The sequence below is a fragment of the Paenibacillus polygoni genome (assembly GCF_030263935.1).
In the GTDB taxonomy this organism is placed as follows: Bacteria; Bacillota; Bacilli; order Paenibacillales; family Paenibacillaceae; genus Paenibacillus; species Paenibacillus polygoni.
Map to the genome: position 1 here is coordinate 4,116,406 of NZ_CP127162.1, position 21,006 is coordinate 4,137,411.

Here is a 21,006-nt window from a genome sequence, read left to right on the forward strand (position 1 = left end):
CAACATAGAGCTGTAATCTTAACATCCTATGCTACCCTTTAGGCGGCTGATACTGTTATTCCGATCTCCTTCTGCTCGCCTCTTCACGGGTTAACTCTTAGATTTACGAATCAGGCTTGTATCATTTCTGCCGGTTCAGCTGTTGCCCTGCCCGGGCTGTTCTTTTTTTTCATAGAATAAGAGGAATAACACCTAGGCTGGAAATAAAGAGGAAGGGGTATGGTGATGAACCGTGTAGGAATTTTACTGGATTCAAGCATACTTCGGGGCATCCCTGCAGGTAGAACGAAACAGGAATCTCTTGCTTGTTACGAGCTTGCTGCTGCAAGCTGCGGTCTAACTGTCTGTTTTCTAAGATTAGAAGATGTTGACCTGCTTACGGGTAAATGCAAAGCTTATATTCGTAAAAATCAACGTTACCAGATGCATCATATCGAAATTCCTAAGGTCATCCACAATCGGGCTATGCATTTCTCTAAAATCAGTCATTACTTAATTGCCGGTCTCATTCAGCGCGGCATTCCTATTTTTAATGTGCGGAACCGTTATGGTAAAGATGAGATTTACCGATTGCTCATGAACAACACAGAACTATCCGACCATTTGCCGGAAACCGAACTTGCATCCACCGAAACCATTCAGCGAATGCTTGAAAGACACCGTGATTTGATACTTAAGCCGGTAAGCAGCAGTATAGGAAAAGGAATCATGCGTATCATTCACGAACATGGAAATGGGGAGATTTTTATTACATCGGCTCGAGATAAAAAGCAGAATCATTATCCGATGAGAAAAGGAGAATTGCCTGCTGCCGTGTACGCTCATATTCGGGAAAAGAATTACTTAGTCCAAGAACGTATTCCCCTAGCTGCCTATGAAGGACGCCCAATCGATCTGCGTGTCTCTGTGCAGCGAGGAAGTGCAGGCTGCTGGAACGTCACTGGGATGTATGCGAAGGTTGCTCCGCCGGATCATTTTGTGACCAATGTGGCACAGGGCGGAATGGCATTGCCTTACGATGTAATTCACCCCTTCGTTCTTCCCTCACACTCCTTACCTGCTCTTGTCCAGCAAATCCATCACCTGGCTGTAACCGCCGCGCGGCATCTTTCTCATACCTTACCTGGTCTCGCTGATCTAGGATTTGACATGGCTCTTACTTCAGAGGGAGAAATCTACTTCATCGAATGTAATGGCAGAGACCAGCGCTACGGTTTTCGTAAAGCAGGAATGGATAAAGAGTGGCTCGAAAGTTATAGAACACCTATCGCATATGCAAGATTTTTGCTGGATCAGGGCTGAGACATCCTCTGAATCTCTAAATGCAGGTCATTCAATCACGAAAAAAGCTGTATTGATTTCGCCTGCGTTCTGTGTCAATATAATGCAGAGTGGCCGGGCCGTAGAAACCCGGTCTATAAGGTACGTTTTTTATAAGGGGGATATGCATGTCGAAACCATTGCTGCGTCTGATGACAGAGCTTTCTTCACGTAAATGGATCTCCCGGATTACCGGCACTTTTTCGAAAAGCAGCGCAAGCCGGCTGCTGATTCCATGGTTTATTAAAACATATGAGATCCCTGCACATGAGGCAGAACTTTCACCCAGAGAATATCCCTCATTGAATGCTTTTTTTACGAGGAGATTACAGACTGGGGCAAGAATGATTTACGAAGAACCAAATATGCTCCTGAGTCCTGTGGACGGAAAGATTACAGCGATGAGTCCTATTACGGGAGGAACACTCCTAAATGTGAAAGGCCATGATTACACTTTGTCAGACCTTCTCAACCATTCTCCTCATCTTGAAAAATATAAGAATGGCTGGGCTTTTGTCCTGTATCTTAGTCCCAAAGATTATCATCGAATCCACTCTCCCGTATCAGGTAAATTGGTAGAAAGTGAACATATACGCGGTAAAGTATATCCTGTGAATGATTTTGGTCTTCGTCATATGAGATCGGTGCTCAGCCGAAATGAAAGACGGATTACATATATCAAACACGAATTTGGTGAGATCGCGGTGGTCAAAGTCGGGGCCATGAATGTAAGCAGCATTCAGTATACAGACAATACAGCAACCTCCTGGGAACGCGGGGAAGAGCTTGCTTATTTTGAATTTGGTTCTACAGTGGTTCTTCTCTGTGAAGAAGGAACGTTTGAACCAAACCACGATCTTTCTTTAGGTCAAAATGTGAAAATGGGACAGCCGCTTGGCTTGTTAAAGCCTAAAAAATCACGTTCCGTTTCCACTTAAACCACATACCTAAAAAAGCAGCCGCTTTCAGGATATCCTGACAAGCTCGCTGCTTTTTATCTATGACCAATCATCATATGGACTGAAATTAAATTATCATTAACATTAACATTAAAACCATACATCTTCTGCCGGTTTACGGCGCATACGCGTGCGGAATAAATTCCACCCTTTACCCGAGCAACAACGATTACGAATTCTCCGTATGCCGTTCACAATTCCACCCTCCTCACTGTACAAAGCATCTTCAATCTACTATTCCAAGTAAATACCCTGCACAAAAGAGTTTGAAACAGTCTTATCTCATCGAATTTCGGATGGACTCTTTCCTGTGTACTGTTTGAATTGCCTGCTAAAAAAGAAAATATCGCGATATCCCAGCGCATCGGCAACTTCAGTAACATTCATACCCGCATGAACCAACAGATGCTCGGCACGTTCAATTCTCATCTTTATAATATAAGACTGTACCGAATAACCGACCAGTTCTTTAAATTTAATTGAAAAATAACGCGGAGATAACCCTGCACGTGCAGCCAAATCCTCCACACGATGGTTAATTCCTGGATGCTGTCTTACGTAATTTGCAATCTCCTGGATCGCCTGTGCAAGCTGATTGCTTACTTTCCTTTCCTCAGGCTCCTCTTGGTCAACCCGAAGCAGATGAATCATCAGCTGTTTCAGAATCAGTTTGATTTCTTCCTCTCTGCCATACGAATTAGACAAGAACAAACGCACATATCTAGCCAGCATATGTTCAAAGTCAACCGTTTCCCTCAGTTTGCGATAAGGACCAGGAACTTCCTCTACTAAACCTTCCACATCAAAATGAATATATGTCAGGACAAACGGTTTTTGTGGATTATGAGTCGCACTCGTATGGTCACCAGGTCGAAATAGAAAACAGCTTCCTTTTTGGGCAGAAAAAGGTTCATCATTCAGGATAACGGTACCTTCTCCGCTCCACACATAAAACAAATCATAGTTTTGCATCGGTTTTTCGCGCTTCTGCCATTTCCAGCCTGGCTCACAGACAATCTTGGCGACGGCGGGCAAAATCACAAAAGACGACGGTGACGCCTGTAACATGTCGTCCTTCCTCCTTATCATGTGGTTCCTATGTACTTTTTCTATTATAGCGTGAAACGCCTTGAAAAAAAACAGATGCCGGCAGGGGATCTGTGAAGGTTCTAAGCCACTTTATACTTTCTTCCCACGCAGCGAACATTCGCTTGCGCCTTCTCTTATTATTTCATCTGTTAAGTCCCACTATCCAAAATACGCAGCCGGTTTATGATCGAATAAAAACATAGAAACAGCTGAACTTATGTGTAAATTTTTCCTGTTCCATACAGATCTAACATAAAAGTAATACATTCACGCAATGGGAGCTCGCCCAAAGCCTTTTTTCCGTGACGACACTAGGTGTTGATGCTATAATATGAGGCAGTAAATGGTGGCTATCCGGGCTGCGTCTTATATTATCACCTTAGAAGGTCAGAACGGATGCAATTCAAAGACTTGGAAGGATGAATAAAATGAATCCACTAGCTTTACAGCTGAACGAAAGCATTCAAGCGAGCAGTAATCATATATACGACATGCTCTCGAAGCTTGGCAAAGAACTTTATTATCCGAAGGAAGGTATTTTGAGTCAATCAGCAGAAGCTTCTAGCCGTGCCAAGAAATATAATGCTACAATCGGAATCGCCACGGAACACGGTAAACCGATGCACCTTCAAGTCATTCAAGAAAAATTATCTGCCTATAAACCACAGGATTTGTATCCTTATGCACCTCCTGCAGGCAAACCGGCTCTTAGAGAAGCATGGCGCAAGAAAATGCTCGAAGAGACCCCATCTTTACAAGGAAAATCATTTGGTAATCCCGTTGCTACGAATGCACTTACCCATGGTCTCAGCATTGTTGCTGACCTATTCGTAGATGAGGGAGATGCTGTTATATATCCAGATAAAAACTGGGAGAACTATGAACTCACTTTTGGAGTTCGCAGACAAGCTAGACTCATTAACTATCCGCTGTTTAATGAAAGTAATCAATTTAACAGTGCAGGACTCAAAGAAGCTCTCCTCGCTCAGAAAGATCAAGGAAAAGCGATTGTTGTCCTTAATTTCCCGAATAACCCGACAGGGTATACTCCAGGGCCTGAGGAAGGCAAAGAAATTGTAGCTGCCGTGAAGGAAGCCGCAGACGCAGGTATTAACGTGGTTGTGGTAACCGATGATGCTTATTTCGGTCTCTTCTTTGAAGACTCACTGCATGAATCCCTGTTCGGAAGTCTGACTAACATTCACCCGCGTATTCTGCCTGTCAAAGTGGACGGCGCTACGAAGGAAGAATTCGTATGGGGCTTCCGTGTCGGCTTCATCACCTATGGACATGAAAGTGCGGATGTATTATCTGCTCTGGAGCAAAAAACGCTGGGTATTATTCGGGCAACAATCTCAAGCGGTCCACACCCATCCCAGACTTTTGTACTTGATGCCCTGAATTCTCCAGAATTCTCGGAACAAAAACAAGAGAAGTTTCTCATCATGAAAGCAAGAGCGAATAAAGTAAAAGCACTGCTTGATAGTGGAAAATACAGCGGTGCTTGGGATTACTATCCGTTTAACTCCGGCTATTTTATGTGTCTCAAGCTTACAAAAGTATCTGCTGAAGAACTGCGAACTCATCTGCTGAATGAGTACGGAATCGGCACGATTGCTATTGGCGAACACGATCTTAGAATTGCATTTTCTTCTCTTGAAGAAGAGCAGCTAGAAGATCTGTTTGATCTCATTTATCAGGCAGTTCAAGATCTAACTCAGGAGTAGAACTTCGTTCTTCCTGTTATAAAAACTTCAGACGAAGCTCTGAACAATCAAAAAAAGGAAACTCTGCCGCCTATGAAGTGCACCCCTTAGAATAGACATTGGAAAAACCCCTGGGTTAACCGATGAAATTCTAGGGGGTGTATTTTTTATGGCAATGAAAGGTCAAAAGTTTAAGACATATTCTGAGGAACTCAAGATGGAGGCAATCCGTTTGCACGTAGAGGAAAAATGGACGTATCGGCAAATCAACGATCATTTAGGAATTCAAGATCAGGGCCGAATGAAACGTTGGATGCGTAAATACCGTGAACAAGGTGAGTTTGGTTTGTTGGATCAACGAGGAAGACGAAAAGAGTATTTAGATCAGGAGCGATATGTCCAGCAGCTGAAACGGGAGAATGCCACACTAAAAAAGTATTTGAAAATCTGGATGCAGGAGGGAAAGAGCAAAGCTTCAGGCTCATCGAACAAACGGCGACCACCGGCCAAATAGCAGAACATTGCCAACTTCTTGGTGTCTCTAGAAGCGGCTACTATGCATATGTAAAGCGGAAGAAGAACGACCGAGATGCCGAGGCTAAACAACTCATCCGTACGGTGTACAAACGCTATGAAGGGAAATATGGCTACCGACAGATCCAGCTATTCTTGTGGCAGGATGAAGGTGTATGGATGAACCACAAGAAGGTACTACGCCTGATGCAAAACATGGGTCTTCAAGCCAGTATTCGCCGGAAACGTCGATTTAACGCGACATACCAGGCAGCCGAGCGTGTTGCTGATAATCTGCTTAAGCGTAATTTCACGGCTGAAAAACCAAACCAGAAATGGGTGACGGATGTGACCCAATACCGAGTAGGCGAGCGCTGGTTGTATCTCTCGGCAGTGAAAGATCTATTTAATAACGAGATTGTAGCCTACCAACTTAGTGAGCGTAATGATAATGAGCTGGTACTTCAAACGTTCGCAAAAGCCTTTTCCAAGCAAAAAGACGTGACCGGACTAGTCGTTCACAGCGACCAAGGGTTCCAGTACACGTCCCATGCTTACCACGACATGCTGCCAAAGGTTGGCGCCCAAATCAGCATGTCTCGCCGAGGCAATTGCCTAGACAACGCCTCTATGGAGAGTTTCTTCTCGCATCTCAAAACGGAAGGACTCTACCCTTATGATATACGAAATCTTGCAGAGGCACAAAGGCGAATGGAGAAATACATCCGTTTTTATAACCGAAGGCGGCCACAACGGAAACTAAAAAAACTGACGCCGGTAGAGTACCGACGCCAGTTTACCGCCTAGGGTCTTTTTTCAATGTCTACAAAATGGGGTCTTGACCACCTAACGGTACGGAGTTTCCTTTTTTTTGATACATGAAGGCGTAAGCCCAAACCCTCAAGGTACACCTGTCATACAATACGTTGTACGCTTCGTTAAGAGGCGCACGACAAACCGATTTGAAAGGGGAATGTACAATGTCTGGATCTGAAGAAAGAAGCGGATATGGATACGGTGGAGGTTTTGGAGGTTACGGTGATGGCAAAAGCATTGGTGCAATCCTCGTACTCTTCATCTTGCTCGTGATTATTGCTAAATCGTTCATGAGCTACGGTTACTAATCACAGACTTGTTCTTGTAACTATGACAAGACAAAAGGCCGGGATCATCCCGGCCTTGTTTACTTCCTATCGGATTCATGGCAAGGACGATTCTTCTAGTTCATCCTCACTGCGCCTTCCGTTTATTCCGCTTCTTCCTCGTTTGACCACTTCTTACGTTCCGAATTTCGGAACCAGCGGGCGATGAGTATACCTATTCCAAGTGTAAGCAGGGTCTCTACCCATCTGCCCCACCCTCCAAGAAGCAGCGGGATGAATAATAAGACGACACCCGCCAACTGTAATACATAGACAAAACCAAGTACCTGTTCTCTTCGGCTTTGCGGTGTCACCGGATAGATATAAATCCAGAACGAATCATGGTGATTACGCCGGAGACCAGACAACTGAATACCCAGCAGGAATAAGAAGAATAAATATACTCCGCTTCCCCATAAACTGCCTGCTGTCCAGTATACGAATAATCCGCCAATCACGGTAAGTCTTATGGTAATTCCGAGCAAGTCGCTGCGCAGAAACGTTTTGATGATAAGATACTGAAATGCGGTCTCTTGTCTCCACCGCAGCCGATCAGCGAGCGGCGCAAGCCACTTCCGGGCATGAACCCGCTGACGAGAAGCAGGGACTTCCACAAACCAACCCAATGTCTTCATTGCCCGCGAACTTTGGTTTTGCTCTGTCTCGATCAGATATTCCCAGTGTACAGGCAGCTTCACGGGAAACCGAAGAGAAACCAGATATAATCCAGCAAGCAAGGCAATAAAGATCAGACTTAGCGCAAGCGAATGCCATAAAAAAGCATATAGACTCAGCACTATAAAGCCATATCTTATGATCCGGCAGACTAACCGAGCGGACCGTGAAATCATCTGCTGCTCGGCCCACCCTCCGTAGCTTGCGAAGTACTTAAGCAATAGAAGCACAATTAAAAACAGATAAAAGGGCTTCGGTTCTCCTTCACTGCGAATATAAAGCGGCCATAGAAGAATGAATAATAGAACAAGACCTACCGACTTATAGACGATCCCTCTTACAAAACTGTTCTGTAAATACAGATTCATGCGATATTCCTGAGGTCTCAGGAAGACGATATCTGCTTGTTGCAGGTATGTTCTAAAGCTGCTGAAAATTACAGGAGGAGCAAGTACAACAAGCATGACTAGACGAATGGGAAACCCCTCCGGAATATCCTGGACAAGAGCGGTATACCATGCGGAAAAAGCAATCAGGGCGAACCCCATCATCACTGCTACCCCGCTCTGCATGACATACCCTAGATAAGGAGTAATCTGATTCCAGAATGCAGAACGCCTTGTTTTCCATAGCTGCTTCAGATCCATCTTCAATCCCTGCCTTGTACAAGTTGATAGAATAGATCTTCAAGCGGAGCTTGCTTCATCCCAAACTGTTCACGCAGTTCTGAGAGTGTACCCTGTGCAATAATTTTGCCGCTGTGAAGAATGATGAACCTGTCACAGTAATTTTCGATAGTCGATAGAATATGTGAACTCAGTAAAATAGAAGCGCCCGATGCGCGAATTTCCATCATAAAATCGAGTAAAGACCGAATACCAAGCGGGTCAAGACCAAGGAAGGGCTCATCAATAATGTAAAGCGGCGGTCTTGCGACAAAAGCACTCATAATCATCACTTTTTGCCGCATCCCTTTGGACAAATGAGAAGACAAGGTATCTTTCTTATCTCTCATTCGGAACATGTCCAGCAAATGATCCGCCCGTTCCATAAACTCTGCTTTGGTCACATTATAAGCACGGGCTGTAAATTCCAGATGCTCCATAACGGTCATCTCCATAAACAGTTCCGGTGATTCAGGAACAAAGGCCATTCCGCTCTGATAAGATTCTGGATCTTCTTCCCTTCGTTTCCCTTGAATCAGAACCTCCCCTTGCTGCGGAACCATCAGGCCGAGTATATGCTTCATGGTCGTACTTTTTCCCGCCCCGTTCAGTCCAATCAGGCCTACCATTTCACCAGGTGCCACCTGAAAATCAATATGATGCAGCACGGGTTTTTTGGCACTATACCCTCCGCTAAGATCATTAATTTGCAGAATCGGTGATTGTTCCATGATATCCCCCGCTTTCTTCTATATTAGGCTTACTGCTCTTTTTTCTTGTCTTTAAGCCATTTTGGAGCCCCTTTGTTCTTCCGATCGCGTTCTCTCTCGTTCTTGCGTCCAGGTCCAGGCACATTGGAGGATTGTTCACGATCTTTCGCACTGCTTGTGCGAACCGCAGGTTTCCCTTGAGAAGCGGAACCAAAAGAAGAAGCTCCCTTTTTAGTGAATGAGCGCTGAGGTCTATTAGAAGAGTACGCCGGTTTATCTTTGATTTCTCCGCCTTGCATTGCCCGTTCATTCAGCTCAATACCAAGTTCTCTAGCAAATTTACGCATGATAAAGGTCTCTTTCTCCCCAACGATGGATACAACCGTCCCCGTCTTACCCATCCGTCCGGTTCTGCCTGCACGGTGAACATAATGATCGGAGTCAAAAGCAGGGTCAAAGTTAATAACGAGCGGTAAATCTTGAATATCAAGACCTCGTGCAGCTACGTCACTAGCAATAAGCAGTTTGATTTGTCCATCACGGAATGCATTCAAAACCCGGGTCCGAGTCATTTTATCTGCATCACCATAAAGAGCTGCAGCAGAGATACCCATATAGTTCATTTTGGCTTCTACTTCTGAAATCGTCTCCGCATTATTAGCGAACACAATCGCTTTAGTTGGATCAAAATGACGCACCACACGGCGAAGCATATCAATTTTCTCTCGTTCACCCGCTACAAAATACAAATGGGTGAGTCCTGATGCTGTCATTTGCTCTGGATCAATACCAATTGAAACAAAATCTTTCATTTCACGTTCAGCGAGTCTCCGAGTTCCTTCATCCACCGTAGCAGATAAGAAGACAAGCTGGCGATCTCGGAGTGCACTGCGCAGAATATGATTCACATCACCTGCACCACCGAGCTGAAATACTTGATCGGCTTCATCGATAACGATAGTTTTGACCTGATGCATTTTGAGTTTACGTACTTCAATTAATTCACGAACACGGCCCGGTGTCCCTACGACAATCTCCGGATGCTCTTTCAGCTTTTCAATCTGACGTTTGATGGCAGCACCGCCAATCAGGCCAAGTGTCTTAATTCCTTTATATGCGCCGTACACTTCTGCTTCTCGTACGATTTGCATAGCAAGCTCTTGTGTGGGAGCAAGAATGACTTTTTGTGTACCTTTCACATTCGTATCTATCGTTTCAAGAAGCGGCAGCAGGTACGCTAATGTTTTTCCCGTTCCGGTCTGGGAACGAGCAAGGACATCTTTTCCTTCACGAATCACAGGAATCGTCTGTTCCTGTACGGGAGAAGGCGATGTAATCCCTTTGTCCGAAAGCAATTGTATTAAATCCGGGTGTAACCCGAGTGAATCAAAACTTGTTGTCATTTTTAATAGTCCATCCTTTGTTTGAAAATCGATTATATTTCATTATATGCGAAAACAGGCGTTGTACCAAATACGATCTTTTTTTGTGCCTTAAAAAAACAAAAAATAAAGCCCCTAAGCTTATAATTAGCCTGGAGCTTTCCCTTTATTTTCGATTCATGAGTCCATAGGTCAACCGGTCTGCAAATCTAGGAAACAACTGATAAATTCGCATGCCAAAAGCCGCTGATCGCGGGAGATTTACCTCTTCCTTGCGGCGGATGACCGCCTGTACTATTTTATCAGCAACGTATTCGGGTTTCATGATGAAGCCGCCTAGATTTTTCATGTAACCGCCGTCCGGATCTGCCTGTTCAAAAAAAGGGGTATCAATGGGTCCCGGATTAATCGTTGTTACGTGAATGCCCGACTTTCTATATTCCTGTCTGAGCGCATTGCTAAAGCCGAGAACCGCATGTTTTGTCGCTGTGTAGGAAACCGATTTTGCAGTTCCAATCTTTCCTGCCATAGAGGAAACATTTACGATTTGTCCCTGCCCTGCTTCCAGCATATAAGGCAATACGACTTTCGTTACCCGTACTGTCCCCATATAATTGACGTCCATCATATCTTCAAATGAAGAAACAGGCATCGTACCAAACGATTCAAATTTTCCATAACCCGCATTATTAAGTACAATATCGATTTTTCCGTACTTTTCTATGATTTTCTCAACGCTGGACTGCACTTCCTCTAACATTGTCACATCCATTTTCAGCCACTCGTGATGACCGTCTATGGACTGACTGATCTCAGTCAGCTTGTTCTCTGATCTTGCCGTCAAGATCGGAATCGCACCCTCTGCACTCAGCTTCTGTGCACATAAAGCGCCAATACCGCTTGATGCTCCTGTAATCAGTACAACTTTACCTTGTAACCTCATCGCCATTTATCCTCCAGCCTGCAGTTCGCTTATTCTTACTATGATAATGCACCTGTATGTAAAAAACAAAACTAGAATAGCGAGCTGCTGCTTAGAGAACGGTTTAAGAGATCATTACCTGAATATCAAGCTCTCCAATGCCGTCCATTGAGATCGGAATACAAAGCGCCTGACTGACGAGGTCCATGCCGGGATGAGAGGATTTCATCACCTGCGGCGGAGTAATATCAACAGAGTATCCCTGGTTATATAGGATTGTACTTGCATTCCCGCTAATCATATTACCGAGTTCTGAGATTGCACTCTCTCCCATCTCATCCATCTCAGCAATGATAAACCCGCCCATCATAGCGGATACGATGCGTAGTGCTACCTGTTCCTCAATTCCAAAAACAACGTTACCGTTCAATTGCCCTGTCATTCCGATCATGATCCATATATGGTCTTCTAAGTACTCCACATTTTTGATACCCAGTTGACCGGTGGAAGGTGATTTATGAATCAATTGTTCAAATACGAGCCGTGCGGACTCCAAAAACGGATTAATCACTTCGGCTTTCAACAATTTTGCCCCCTTACTGAGTTAATGGTCACGACCCAAAAGTCCCATTATAAATAACATTATTATACTTTAAGCCACATTTAAGTTCACTATGAATTAAATCTAAAGGCCCATAATAACTGTTATCGACAGATCAGAAGGGATTGTTTATACATGAATAAGAAAGTCGTAACCACAAAAAGCAAACAATTAGGTAAGTCCAATGATTCACAATCTTATTTTTCTAGTTCAAAAGGCCTCTGACCCCCTTCTAACAACGCGAAACTACTAGGGGTATAAAGGTATGGAAAGCAGATGGGTGGGCAGGTGATCATCATCCTCTGTTGCTGTTCTTTGGCCTTTTGATCTTCGGGTACATCCACTTTATAGGAGATGTATGAAATATATCCAAGCTTTCTATTAGAAATGAAGAGATGACAGCGTTGCCCTCCACCTATCATTCCCCTATAATTTAAAAAAGAACGATATTTTATGCACTCTTCAACGTCAGGAGGCACGTTATGAACATCAGTCAACTGGAGACACTGATCACCATTTCTAAAACGATGAGCTTCCGCAAAGCCGGAGAGCTACTCAATCTAACGCAACCTGCTGTGTCGGCTCAAATAAAAAGTCTGGAAGACGAGTTTCGTACGGTGCTTGTTGATCGTACGCAGCCCGTAACATTAACCGATCGCGGAATGGTATTCCTAAATCATGCGGAACGAATTCTTGATATTGTGGATGAACTCAAACTTAAGCTCTCCGACCTCGATCAAAATCCGCAAGGACATATTGTGCTTGGAACGACGACTTCGATCGCGATTCAGATTCTGCCGCGGATTCTGTCCTATTTTCAGGACCAATTCCCTTTAATTAAAACCAGCATTCAGTCCATGCCCTCCTCCCAAATTTATCAGCAAGTCGAAAATAGCATGATCGATGTGGGAATCGGTTATCTTATTGAACGTAACCCGAATTTAAATACGTCTGTACTTTATTATGATACGTTTGAGCTTGTGGTCTCACCGCATCATCCATTAGCTCAGAAGAAACATGCAACTATTGATGTATTAGGCACAACCCCTCTAATTATGCTTTCTCCTGATACGGTAGGAAGAAAGTTTGTTGACGACATTTTGCAGAAACATCAGATTGAACCAAATGTCGTGATGGAATTATCCAGCAGTGAGGAGATCAAAAGGATGGTGGAGCTTAACCTCGGCGCGGCTGTCATCTCTAAACAGTCAACAGCAAGTGAACTCCGCTCTGGCTCACTAGTAATGATCCCGCTTAGCGAGCTTGGTGTCGCGCATCCTGTTGGTGTCATCTATAAATCTACCCGATATTTAAACTCCGCGATGCAGCAGTTTTTAAGTGACCTGAAAGGCATGCCAGAAACTCAGTTTGTCAGTTCCGAATAGAAAAGGAGGACTCCCATCTTGAAATTTGATCTGCACACGCATCACGTTCGCTGTGGTCATGCAAACGGAACCATAAGGGATTATATTGAAGCTGGAATATCTGCAGGCCTGCAAGTGATCGGTATTTCTGATCATACCCCTTACTTTGGAAGGGAAGAAGAACAGGCTTTTCCCAAAATTGCGATGGCAAAAAGCGAACTTGTACATTATGTAGAAGAAGTACTCTCTCTCAAGAAAGAATATGCAGGAAAAATTGATGTTCTGCTTGGCATTGAGTCTGACTTTTTTCCGGAGTTCGCAGAGGTGTATCGCAAGACGCTAAACAAGTATCCGTTTGACTATATTATTGGTTCCGTACATAGTACGGGTGGAGTAAGTATTTTTAACAAAAATCGCTGGAAGAATCATGATGAAAAGGCGCGAATCAAAGTCAAAGAAACGTATTATGATTTGATTCGGCAATCTGCCAAAAGCGGGATGTTCCAAATCCTTGGACATATTGATGCAATGAAAGGGAACTATCCTGACTTTTCTAAAATACCAGCGGAAAAAGCCATTGATGATACGCTTCAGACGATTGCGGAAGAACGAATTGCTATTGAGATTAATACTTCTGGCAAGACTAAACTCAGCGGCGGCTGGTACCCTTCGGATGAGATTTTGGAGCGGGCTCATTACTTCGGTGTGTATGTTACCTTTGGTTCTGATGCACATAAACCAGAGCGTGTTGGAGATGAATGGGAAGAGGTTCGCAGCAAGCTGAAAGAAATCGGATTTGAAAGCTGGGTCTATTTTAAGCAAAAAGAAATGCAAGTTGTTCCGCTCTAGCTTGAATCTAGATAAAAAAGGGACCCGGTGAGCTCGCTCACGGGTCCTAACTGCATTTATATTATCAAAAAGGGGGTCATGAGATCAGTTTAACCTGTCTCTGTTAGAGTTTAGTTTCAGCAATATTTCATTTGTGTAACAAGATATGTTAATAGGGTATCATGGGGTATTATTCGTTGTTTTTAGCCCTTTCAAACGCTTGTCCGAAACGGATCGGTTCACAATGATAATACCGCTGACCACGAGCGATAAAGATACCGCAATCCAGCCCGACAGCTGTTCGCCAAGGATCAGAGACGATAAAATCACGCCGAATACAGGAATGAGAAATAAGTACATCGAGACCCGGCCTACTTCATTATATTTCATAATGGTATTCCATAATCCAAACCCAGCCGCTGACAACAAAGCAAGATAAAATAAATATAAGAACGTTGTTCCGTCCATCGGAAATGGGGCAAGTCCTGTAACAGGGATACTAACGGCAAGCAGCATGATTCCGCCGAGCATCATTTGTCTTCCCGTCAAAGATAACACCGGTTCATTTCTGCTTTCCTGCCTAGCGAGTACATTCCCTACTCCGCCAAACATGGCAGAACCAAGCAGCAGTAACTCTCCCCATCCAAAGGATATCTCCATATTTCCATTTCCGATCCCCGCAGCCGCAATTCCTGCAAACCCTAGGAACAGACCTGATAATTTCATTAAGGTAAGTCGCTCTGATGAGTCAAACATCCGAACCGCTAACATTTGAAACAATGACGTAGAGCCGACGATAATAGATCCTTGGATTCCTGTGCTATAACTAAGCCCTACATAAAGCAGCAGATACTGAAGAAATGTCTGAATGAGCGCGAGCCGGCCGAGTCGCCCCTTTCTTATTCTATGTGCAGCTCCGCTCTTCTTTCTTTGGAACAGATAGTGAAACAGGATCAGCAGTAATCCTGCCAATGTGAAACGGTATCCTGCAAATAACCACTGTTCACTTACCTGGGCCGCCTCGATATCAAGCGCTGCATACCCCTTTTTAATGACAGGCATCGCGCTGCCCCACAGTAGCGTGGCCACTGCCGAACTTATGACGATGCCTGCCGGATGTCTAAACCAATTTTCCGCTTTCATGATAACCTCTTCTATTATGTCTGTATTGTTCCCTGTCGATCTTATAGACAAGAATATCTTGCTTCTGCATTTGAAGCAGGGAAAAGTGTTGCTCTGTCTTTTTATGAGTAAAACCGCTTCTCATCAGCAGTTTCTTGGAACGATCATTCTGCTCATGAATTCTTGCTTCCAGCTGAGTAAAATCGAGCTCCTCAAAACCAAACTGGATCAGCCGCTCTAATGCTTCTGCCGCATATCCTTGACCCCAATATGCCCGGTTAAACATATAGCCAATATGTGCTTGCTTTTGCGACTCTTTCCACTGCTGAAAGGAAACTACACCGATGAGATGCCCTGATTCCTGCAAACAAATTCCATAGTGTATGGATTCCAGTTTAGCTCCAGATAACCGAATTTCTGTCATAATGCGTCTTGCACGGATCTTGGTCGGCAAGTTTACACGATTTAAATATTGAATCACTTCACTATCGTTTAAAAATTGAAAGATTACCTCATCATCTTCAGGCGTCAAAGCTCTCATACGCAAGCGCTCTGAAGTCAGTACCGGCAAACCCTGTCTCAGCGCAAGTTTTGTAAACATGAAAGTGAGTGTACTCCTTCTTCAAAAAAGTTACTTGCCTTGTAATCCGCGATAAACCCCTGTTCGAATTTCATTGATGTATAGATCCATATTAGGTGCACTCGATTGCAGTGCTTTTGATACCTCAGCTTCAATGTCATAAGGTACACGAACAAACTGCACATTAAAGGGCTCGCTTGGAGCACTTATTTCAAGTTCAGCTTGTTCTTCGCTAGTTCCCTCTATAATACAATAGGAAGCCTGCGGCAAATCAAGGGGATTACCGACACTGCCTACATTGAATAATAATTTACCGTTCAAATGCTGTAAGTAGGCATTGTGCACATCACCGTAAGCCACGACATCCGGCTCTCCAGCATCCATTTCTTCTGAGGAAGACTCTGTAATAGCTCCAAACATCCCCATTCTTTCTTCGAGCGAATCCCATGGCTGTACTCGGTGATATACACTCGTAGACGAGGCATGAACAAGCCGAATTTGTCTGCCGCTTAGCCGAAAGTGATAACTGAAAGGAAGTGCTGCCAAGTAGGATAACCGCTCCTCCCCGAGACTTTCCGCATGCCACTCAAAATGCGGACCTGGTTGTCTCTTCGCAACAAGTTCATCCCAATTCCCACGCACAATAACTTCACAGTTCTCACGAACACGATCCACAGCAGAAATCGAGTCAGGACCTTTGCCAACGAGATCACCCAAACAAAAGATCCGGGTAATTCCTCTCTTACGAATATCTTCTAAAACGGCATCCCATGCCGTCATATTGCCATGAATATCAGAAACAATAGCGATTCGCTCCATGTTATCCATCCTTTCTGCCCTCTTTGCTGAGCTTTACTTCTGCGTGCCATGAATGTTACACATGAAAAATGGTCAGCTCCGGTCTGCACAAAAACCGTATAGGGAGCTGAGTCATTCCGACTCCACGATTCACATAAACAGGCATAGATTTTTCTTTCTCACCTGTATAATACAGGCCTTGAATATACTTTTGAGAGCCCCTTGGAGTGGTAAGTGCTCCTATAAAAGGTGCTCTAACCTGACCTCCATGGCTATGTCCTGATAATTGTAGATCGTAATCATAATCCTTCGCAATATCTGCATAATCAGGCTCATGCATGAGAAGGATAGCAAATGTCCCCTTTTTCAGCCCTTTGCGGGCCGCTTCAGGATCAGGTACTCCGTTTAATGCATCATCTATTCCTACGATTGCTATTTGTTCTCCCTCGCGCTCCACAGTGATATGCTTATTCACGAGTAATGTGAACCCTGCTTCTTTGTACATTTGAGCAAGTCGTTCATATTCACGTCCCCTATAATCATGGTTACCGAGAACAGCATACTTTCCTAGCGGGGCTTTCATTGATTGTAACAGTGGAATACATTCTACCATGGGCTCCGCTCTGCTTTCCAACATATCTCCAGTAAAACAGATTAGATCGGGAGTTTGTCTGGCTAGTGCGGAAGCAAGTCGCTCCATATCCGATAGATCCATATGAAATCCCAGATGCATGTCACTGAAATGAGCAATTTTCATACCATGAAAGGCTTTAGGCAGCCGGGGCAATGTAAGCTCTACATGCTCTACTTCAAGTCGCCTTGGCTCCCATAACCACGCATATCCTCCTGTAAAAATGCCGGCACTTGCTGTAAGCGCAAGTTTACTCGCTTTTTTAAGAAAGCGCCTGCGAGATGGATCATGTACTTTCTCTTTTCCTGGGAAAATCGCTGGGACCGTTTCGCGCCCATCTCGTGGTCGCACCGGTTTACGGTCATTCTGCTCTGAATGCACTCGCGAGTCCTTCATTGGAGGTCCCCTTTCTTCACCTAGCCCATCGCTTAGGTTTCCTTATCCATCTTCCTATTCGTACTCAACCAGGTTTCCGCAAAATCAACCAAGGCTCGCTGTGGTGCCATAAAACAGGGGGCCCAGCGAATCTGAACTTTATGATAAGGCGAAACTGCGGATTGCTCATAATCCAAACCCAGCTTTTGAAAATCATCCGAGCTAATGTTGTAGTCTCGGTATGTAATCCACTGCTTTACACCATTCGAAAGAACAGGCGCACGGTGCTGAACTTCTTCCTTACCTTCATAGCGGGCTCGGTATTCAGCTAGATGAAATGAAGTATTCCGCTCATGTCCGCAGCCAAGTAAGACAACGTGCGCATCCAGTTCATATAGACGTCCTAAAGGGGACTGTTCCCCGAGACTGTAGTCATAACAGTGGTCTTCTAATATATAGGAAGCCATCGGTCCTGATGCAGCAAAAGACACATGGGGATGTCTGCTGCGGCGGGTATTTTTAGACTGCCGGAATGCATCTACAATGACGCCCATTCCTGCGGTTTCCGTAAAATCGGGTTCATAAGCAGGCATCTCATCACGAATCAGATCCCACCATTTGGCATCAGCCGGTGGATTCATCCATGTAGAAGGATCTGTCAGATCCATTGATTGAGCAGGCATCACAAGGGTCCCTTCCGGTCCAATTACATCCTGAAGCGCTAAAACAACCGCTGGAGGACCACCAGGGACCCAACCTCCAAAACTTTTCATTGAAGAATGAACAAGAATCGTCATTCCGGGCCTAAGTCCAAGCTTCGTAAGCCCTTCCGCGATCTCAGAACGTGTAACGGGTCTTTCTATAATGGCGTCTGCCATAGAGATGCACTTCCCTTCTAGTGATTCAAATTATACCATAATCCAAATTGAAGTAAGGAACCTAGGTACGGCAGGATCGTGAGCGTTATACCCTATATAGAAACTTATCTTTGTTATTCCAAACAAAAGAACCCCGTGCAATAAATAACGGGGTTCATGTTCTATCGTTACTACACGTAAGTTACGCGCCAAGCCAACGTTTAAACATATGTTTTGTTGTATCTTTGTTCATCTCCGCGATGGAAGTGGTGAGCGGAATTCCTTTTGGACAAGAGCGTACGCAGTTCTGAGAGTTACCACAGCCTTCGATACCACCGTCGTCCATAAGTGCTTCCAGTCTTTCTTCCTTGTTCATCTCTCCAGTTGGGTGAGAATTAAACAGGCGAACCTGCGAAATGGCAGCAGGACCGATAAAGTCGGTTTTTTCATTTACGTTTGGACATGCTTCAAGACATACGCCGCATGTCATACACTTCGACAGTTCATAAGCCCACTGACGTTTCTTCTCAGCCATACGTGGACCTGGACCCAGGTCATAGGTTCCATCGATCGGAATCCATGCCTTAACGCGTTTGAGCGCCTTAAACATCCGATCACGATCGATAACCAGGTCACGAACGACCGGAAAAGTCTTCATCGGCTCAAGTCTGATCGGTTGTTCTAGCTGATCAACCAGCGCCGCACAGGCTTGACGGGGTTTCCCGTTAATGACCATAGAACAAGCACCGCACACTTCTTCCAGACAGTTGGATTCCCAGCAGACAGGGGCAATTTGTTTGCCTGCTGTATTTACTGGGTTCCGCTGAATCTCCATCAAAGCACTGATTACGTTCATACCCGGACGGTACGGAAGCTCAAATTCTTCGGTATACGAAGCGGAATCCGGCTTATCTTGGCGGGTTATAATAAACTTCACACTTTTAGATGATTTTGTCACCGTAGTTTCTGCCATGATGTTTCCCTCCTCACTTAATACTGCATTTCTGCTAATAACCTGATTTAATCTTTAGAATAGTCGCGAACACGCGGCGGAATCAGCGATACGTCAACATCCTCATAAGAAATCTTAGGTCCTTCTTTACTCCATGTAGCGATACTTGTTTTTAGGAAGTTCTCATCATCACGTTCGGGGAATTCCGGTTTATAGTGCGCTCCGCGGCTTTCGTTACGCAATAAAGCGCCCAGTGTCATGGCTTCCGATAACTCCAGCATGTTCCAAAGTTGTCTTGTAAACGAAGCTCCAGCATTATTCCAGCTTGATGTATCGTTGACATTGATGTTCTTATAACGTTCTTTCAGTTCTTTAATCTTACCGATGGTTTGCTCAAGCTTGTCGTTGTGACGAACAACCGTCATGTTGTCTGTCATCCACTCGCCCAGCTCTTTATGAATTACATAGGCATTCTCGCTGCCTTGCATTTTGGTAATTTGATCGTACTTCTCGGATTGTTGTTTTCTATATCCATCAAAAACAGAGGAAGAAACATCTTGTGTCGATTTTTTCATTCCTTTGATGTATTCCACTGCTTTCGGTCCTGCAACCATGCCGCCGTAGATCGCTGACACCAAAGAGTTTGCACCTAGCCGGTTTGCACCATGATATTGATATTCGCATTCACCTGCTGCAAAGAGTCCAGGAATATTTGTCATTTGGTTATAATCCACCCACATACCGCCCATAGAATAATGAACTGCAGGGAAAATCTTCATTGGAATTTTACGCGGGTCATCACCCATAAATTTCTCATAAATTTCAATAATACCGCCAAGCTTTACATCCAGTTCCTTCGGATCTTTGTGAGACAAGTCAAGATAAACCATGTTCTCCCCATTAATCCCAAGCTTCTGACTAACGCACACATCAAAAATTTCACGAGTTGCAATATCCCGCGGTACAAGGTTACCGTAAGAAGGATATTTCTCTTCAAGGAAATACCAAGGTTTGCCGTCTTTATAAGTCCAGATTCGGCCGCCTTCACCGCGCGCAGACTCAGACATCAGTCTTAATTTGTCATCGCCGGGAATCGCAGTCGGGTGAATTTGAATGAACTCACCATTCGCATAATTTACACCTTGTTGATACACAGCACTTGCAGCTGTTCCTGTATTAATTACGGAGTTTGTTGTTTTACCGAAAATAATACCAGGACCGCCAGTAGCAAGAATGGTGGCATCTGCTGCAAAAGTAACCACTTCCATGTTACGCAGATCCTGAGCTACGATTCCGCGGCATACGCCCTCATCGTCTACCACTGCTTGCAGGAACTCCCAATGTTCATGCTTCGTTACGAGTCCAGCTGTTTCCCAGCGGCGTACCTGTTCATCTAGTGCATACAGAAGCTGCTGCCCTGTTGTTGCACCTGCATACGCTGTACGGTGATGCTTCGTTCCACCAAAACGGCGGAAATCAAGAAGCCCTTCCGGTGTACGGTTAAACATAACACCCATCCGGTCCATCAAGTGAATAATCCCCGGCGCAGCTTCACACATTGCTTTAACGGGCGGCTGATTCGCCAGGAAGTCACCGCCGTATACGGTGTCATCAAAATGCACCCAAGGTGAATCCCCTTCCCCTTTGGTATTAACGGCTCCGTTGATACCGCCCTGTGCACACACGGAGTGAGATCTTTTTACAGGTACGATCGAAAATAAATGTACATGGACGCCGGCTTCAGCTGCCTTGATGGTAGCCATTAAACCTGCCAGACCACCGCCCACTACGATAACGTTAGTTGTAGCCAATTCA

Annotated in this window: 21 protein-coding genes; 8 read left to right on the forward strand and 13 right to left on the reverse strand. The window is 44.6% G+C overall.

All coding sequences use genetic code 11. The annotated features are described in order from the left end of the window. Positions 1-219: 219 nt before the first annotated feature. The gene (locus QPK24_RS19680) at positions 220-1,302 is read left to right on the forward strand and encodes a YheC/YheD family endospore coat-associated protein (RefSeq protein WP_285744038.1); all 1,083 of its coding nucleotides are present in this window, start codon (positions 220-222) and stop codon (positions 1,300-1,302) included. A 146-nt stretch (positions 1,303-1,448) separates the two neighbouring features. Beyond that, positions 1,449-2,258: an archaetidylserine decarboxylase gene (gene asd / locus QPK24_RS19685; protein ID WP_160034871.1), complete on the forward strand. Its 810-nt coding sequence runs from the start codon at positions 1,449-1,451 to the stop codon at positions 2,256-2,258. Between the two features lie 303 nt (positions 2,259-2,561). Here asd and QPK24_RS19690 read toward each other — a convergent pair whose 3' ends face one another. Next, positions 2,562-3,347, reverse strand: a complete 786-nt coding sequence (locus tag QPK24_RS19690; RefSeq protein ID WP_285744042.1) for a helix-turn-helix domain-containing protein — start codon at positions 3,345-3,347, stop codon at positions 2,562-2,564. Between the two features lie 449 nt (positions 3,348-3,796). Here QPK24_RS19690 and QPK24_RS19695 point away from each other — a divergent pair, with 449 nt between their 5' ends. The 4 genes from QPK24_RS19695 to QPK24_RS19710 all read left to right on the forward strand — a co-directional run bounded on the left by QPK24_RS19695 (position 3,797) and on the right by QPK24_RS19710 (position 6,711). After that, a complete protein-coding gene (locus QPK24_RS19695) occupies positions 3,797-5,095 on the forward strand; it encodes an aminotransferase class I/II-fold pyridoxal phosphate-dependent enzyme (RefSeq protein WP_285744043.1) in 1,299 nt (432 codons plus the stop codon). A 148-nt stretch (positions 5,096-5,243) separates the two neighbouring features. After that, positions 5,244-5,588 carry a helix-turn-helix domain-containing protein gene (locus QPK24_RS19700; RefSeq protein WP_285742621.1) on the forward strand — a complete coding sequence of 115 codons (345 nt, stop codon included), beginning with the start codon at positions 5,244-5,246 and terminating at the stop codon, positions 5,586-5,588. After that, the gene (locus QPK24_RS19705) at positions 5,585-6,394 is read left to right on the forward strand and encodes an IS3 family transposase (RefSeq protein WP_249716869.1); all 810 of its coding nucleotides are present in this window, start codon (positions 5,585-5,587) and stop codon (positions 6,392-6,394) included. The genes QPK24_RS19700 and QPK24_RS19705 overlap by 4 nt, the downstream gene beginning before the upstream one ends. A gap of 173 nt (positions 6,395-6,567) precedes the next feature. After that, the gene (locus QPK24_RS19710) at positions 6,568-6,711 is read left to right on the forward strand and encodes a YjcZ family sporulation protein (RefSeq protein WP_285744045.1); all 144 of its coding nucleotides are present in this window, start codon (positions 6,568-6,570) and stop codon (positions 6,709-6,711) included. A gap of 122 nt (positions 6,712-6,833) precedes the next feature. Here QPK24_RS19710 and QPK24_RS19715 read toward each other — a convergent pair whose 3' ends face one another. From QPK24_RS19715 to QPK24_RS19735, 5 genes are all read right to left on the reverse strand, one after another. Beyond that, positions 6,834-8,051, reverse strand: coding sequence for an ABC transporter permease (locus tag QPK24_RS19715; RefSeq protein WP_285744047.1), 1,218 nt, complete (start codon positions 8,049-8,051; stop codon positions 6,834-6,836). Between the two features lie 2 nt (positions 8,052-8,053). Continuing rightward, complete coding sequence (locus QPK24_RS19720; RefSeq protein ID WP_285744049.1) at positions 8,054-8,800, reverse strand: ABC transporter ATP-binding protein; 747 nt, start codon at positions 8,798-8,800, stop codon at positions 8,054-8,056. 29 nt (positions 8,801-8,829) lie between these two features. Continuing rightward, positions 8,830-10,182, reverse strand: coding sequence for a DEAD/DEAH box helicase (locus QPK24_RS19725; protein ID WP_285744051.1), 1,353 nt, complete (start codon positions 10,180-10,182; stop codon positions 8,830-8,832). A gap of 145 nt (positions 10,183-10,327) precedes the next feature. Further along, positions 10,328-11,104, reverse strand: coding sequence for an SDR family NAD(P)-dependent oxidoreductase (locus QPK24_RS19730; RefSeq protein WP_407082929.1), 777 nt, complete (start codon positions 11,102-11,104; stop codon positions 10,328-10,330). 103 nt (positions 11,105-11,207) lie between these two features. Continuing rightward, entirely contained in the window at positions 11,208-11,666 is a 459-nt protein-coding gene (locus QPK24_RS19735) for a chemotaxis protein CheX (protein ID WP_160034855.1), read from the reverse strand. Positions 11,667-12,166: 500 nt separating this feature from the next. Here QPK24_RS19735 and QPK24_RS19740 point away from each other — a divergent pair, with 500 nt between their 5' ends. Then, complete coding sequence (locus QPK24_RS19740) at positions 12,167-13,069, forward strand: LysR family transcriptional regulator (RefSeq protein ID WP_160034853.1); 903 nt, start codon at positions 12,167-12,169, stop codon at positions 13,067-13,069. Positions 13,070-13,087: 18 nt separating this feature from the next. Further along, the gene (locus QPK24_RS19745) at positions 13,088-13,897 is read left to right on the forward strand and encodes a histidinol-phosphatase (RefSeq protein WP_285744058.1); all 810 of its coding nucleotides are present in this window, start codon (positions 13,088-13,090) and stop codon (positions 13,895-13,897) included. 159 nt (positions 13,898-14,056) lie between these two features. Here the strand turns inward: QPK24_RS19745 and QPK24_RS19750 are convergent, their stop codons facing one another. The 7 genes from QPK24_RS19750 to sdhA all read right to left on the reverse strand — a co-directional run bounded on the left by QPK24_RS19750 (position 14,057) and on the right by sdhA (position 21,002). Further along, on the reverse strand, positions 14,057-15,019 hold the full coding sequence (locus QPK24_RS19750) for a DMT family transporter (protein WP_285744060.1): 963 nt from the start codon (positions 15,017-15,019) through the stop codon (positions 14,057-14,059). Then, the gene (locus QPK24_RS19755; RefSeq protein WP_285744062.1) at positions 14,997-15,599 is read right to left on the reverse strand and encodes a GNAT family N-acetyltransferase; all 603 of its coding nucleotides are present in this window, start codon (positions 15,597-15,599) and stop codon (positions 14,997-14,999) included. The genes QPK24_RS19750 and QPK24_RS19755 overlap by 23 nt, the downstream gene beginning before the upstream one ends. A gap of 30 nt (positions 15,600-15,629) precedes the next feature. Continuing rightward, positions 15,630-16,397 carry a metallophosphoesterase family protein gene (locus tag QPK24_RS19760; protein ID WP_285749459.1) on the reverse strand — a complete coding sequence of 256 codons (768 nt, stop codon included), beginning with the start codon at positions 16,395-16,397 and terminating at the stop codon, positions 15,630-15,632. A gap of 55 nt (positions 16,398-16,452) precedes the next feature. Then, positions 16,453-17,403: a metallophosphoesterase gene (locus QPK24_RS19765; protein WP_285744064.1), complete on the reverse strand. Its 951-nt coding sequence runs from the start codon at positions 17,401-17,403 to the stop codon at positions 16,453-16,455. A 32-nt stretch (positions 17,404-17,435) separates the two neighbouring features. Beyond that, positions 17,436-18,260, reverse strand: a complete 825-nt coding sequence (locus tag QPK24_RS19770) for an AAC(3) family N-acetyltransferase (RefSeq protein ID WP_285744066.1) — start codon at positions 18,258-18,260, stop codon at positions 17,436-17,438. 181 nt (positions 18,261-18,441) lie between these two features. Next, on the reverse strand, positions 18,442-19,212 hold the full coding sequence (gene sdhB / locus QPK24_RS19775; protein WP_285744068.1) for a succinate dehydrogenase iron-sulfur subunit: 771 nt from the start codon (positions 19,210-19,212) through the stop codon (positions 18,442-18,444). A gap of 47 nt (positions 19,213-19,259) precedes the next feature. Next, the gene (sdhA, locus tag QPK24_RS19780; RefSeq protein WP_285744070.1) at positions 19,260-21,002 is read right to left on the reverse strand and encodes a succinate dehydrogenase flavoprotein subunit; all 1,743 of its coding nucleotides are present in this window, start codon (positions 21,000-21,002) and stop codon (positions 19,260-19,262) included. Positions 21,003-21,006: the final 4 nt, after the last annotated feature.

What these genes read in the sequence shown, in the direction of transcription:
- QPK24_RS19680 (WP_285744038.1), top strand. Translation starts at nt 220, where the DNA reads ATGGTGATGAACCGTGTAGGAATTTTACTGGATTCAAGCATACTTCGG.
- asd (WP_160034871.1), top strand. Translation starts at nt 1,449, where the DNA reads ATGTCGAAACCATTGCTGCGTCTGATGACAGAGCTTTCTTCACGTAAA.
- QPK24_RS19690 (WP_285744042.1), bottom strand. Translation starts at nt 3,347, where the DNA reads ATGTTACAGGCGTCACCGTCGTCTTTTGTGATTTTGCCCGCCGTCGCC.
- QPK24_RS19695 (WP_285744043.1), top strand. Translation starts at nt 3,797, where the DNA reads ATGAATCCACTAGCTTTACAGCTGAACGAAAGCATTCAAGCGAGCAGT.
- QPK24_RS19700 (WP_285742621.1), top strand. Translation starts at nt 5,244, where the DNA reads ATGGCAATGAAAGGTCAAAAGTTTAAGACATATTCTGAGGAACTCAAG.
- QPK24_RS19710 (WP_285744045.1), top strand. Translation starts at nt 6,568, where the DNA reads ATGTCTGGATCTGAAGAAAGAAGCGGATATGGATACGGTGGAGGTTTT.
- QPK24_RS19715 (WP_285744047.1), bottom strand. Translation starts at nt 8,051, where the DNA reads ATGGATCTGAAGCAGCTATGGAAAACAAGGCGTTCTGCATTCTGGAAT.
- QPK24_RS19720 (WP_285744049.1), bottom strand. Translation starts at nt 8,800, where the DNA reads ATGGAACAATCACCGATTCTGCAAATTAATGATCTTAGCGGAGGGTAT.
- QPK24_RS19725 (WP_285744051.1), bottom strand. Translation starts at nt 10,182, where the DNA reads ATGACAACAAGTTTTGATTCACTCGGGTTACACCCGGATTTAATACAA.
- QPK24_RS19730 (WP_407082929.1), bottom strand. Translation starts at nt 11,104, where the DNA reads ATGAGGTTACAAGGTAAAGTTGTACTGATTACAGGAGCATCAAGCGGT.
- QPK24_RS19740 (WP_160034853.1), top strand. Translation starts at nt 12,167, where the DNA reads ATGAACATCAGTCAACTGGAGACACTGATCACCATTTCTAAAACGATG.
- QPK24_RS19750 (WP_285744060.1), bottom strand. Translation starts at nt 15,019, where the DNA reads ATGAAAGCGGAAAATTGGTTTAGACATCCGGCAGGCATCGTCATAAGT.
- QPK24_RS19755 (WP_285744062.1), bottom strand. Translation starts at nt 15,599, where the DNA reads ATGTTTACAAAACTTGCGCTGAGACAGGGTTTGCCGGTACTGACTTCA.
- QPK24_RS19760 (WP_285749459.1), bottom strand. Translation starts at nt 16,397, where the DNA reads ATGGAGCGAATCGCTATTGTTTCTGATATTCATGGCAATATGACGGCA.
- QPK24_RS19765 (WP_285744064.1), bottom strand. Translation starts at nt 17,403, where the DNA reads ATGAAGGACTCGCGAGTGCATTCAGAGCAGAATGACCGTAAACCGGTG.
- QPK24_RS19770 (WP_285744066.1), bottom strand. Translation starts at nt 18,260, where the DNA reads ATGGCAGACGCCATTATAGAAAGACCCGTTACACGTTCTGAGATCGCG.
- sdhB (WP_285744068.1), bottom strand. Translation starts at nt 19,212, where the DNA reads ATGGCAGAAACTACGGTGACAAAATCATCTAAAAGTGTGAAGTTTATT.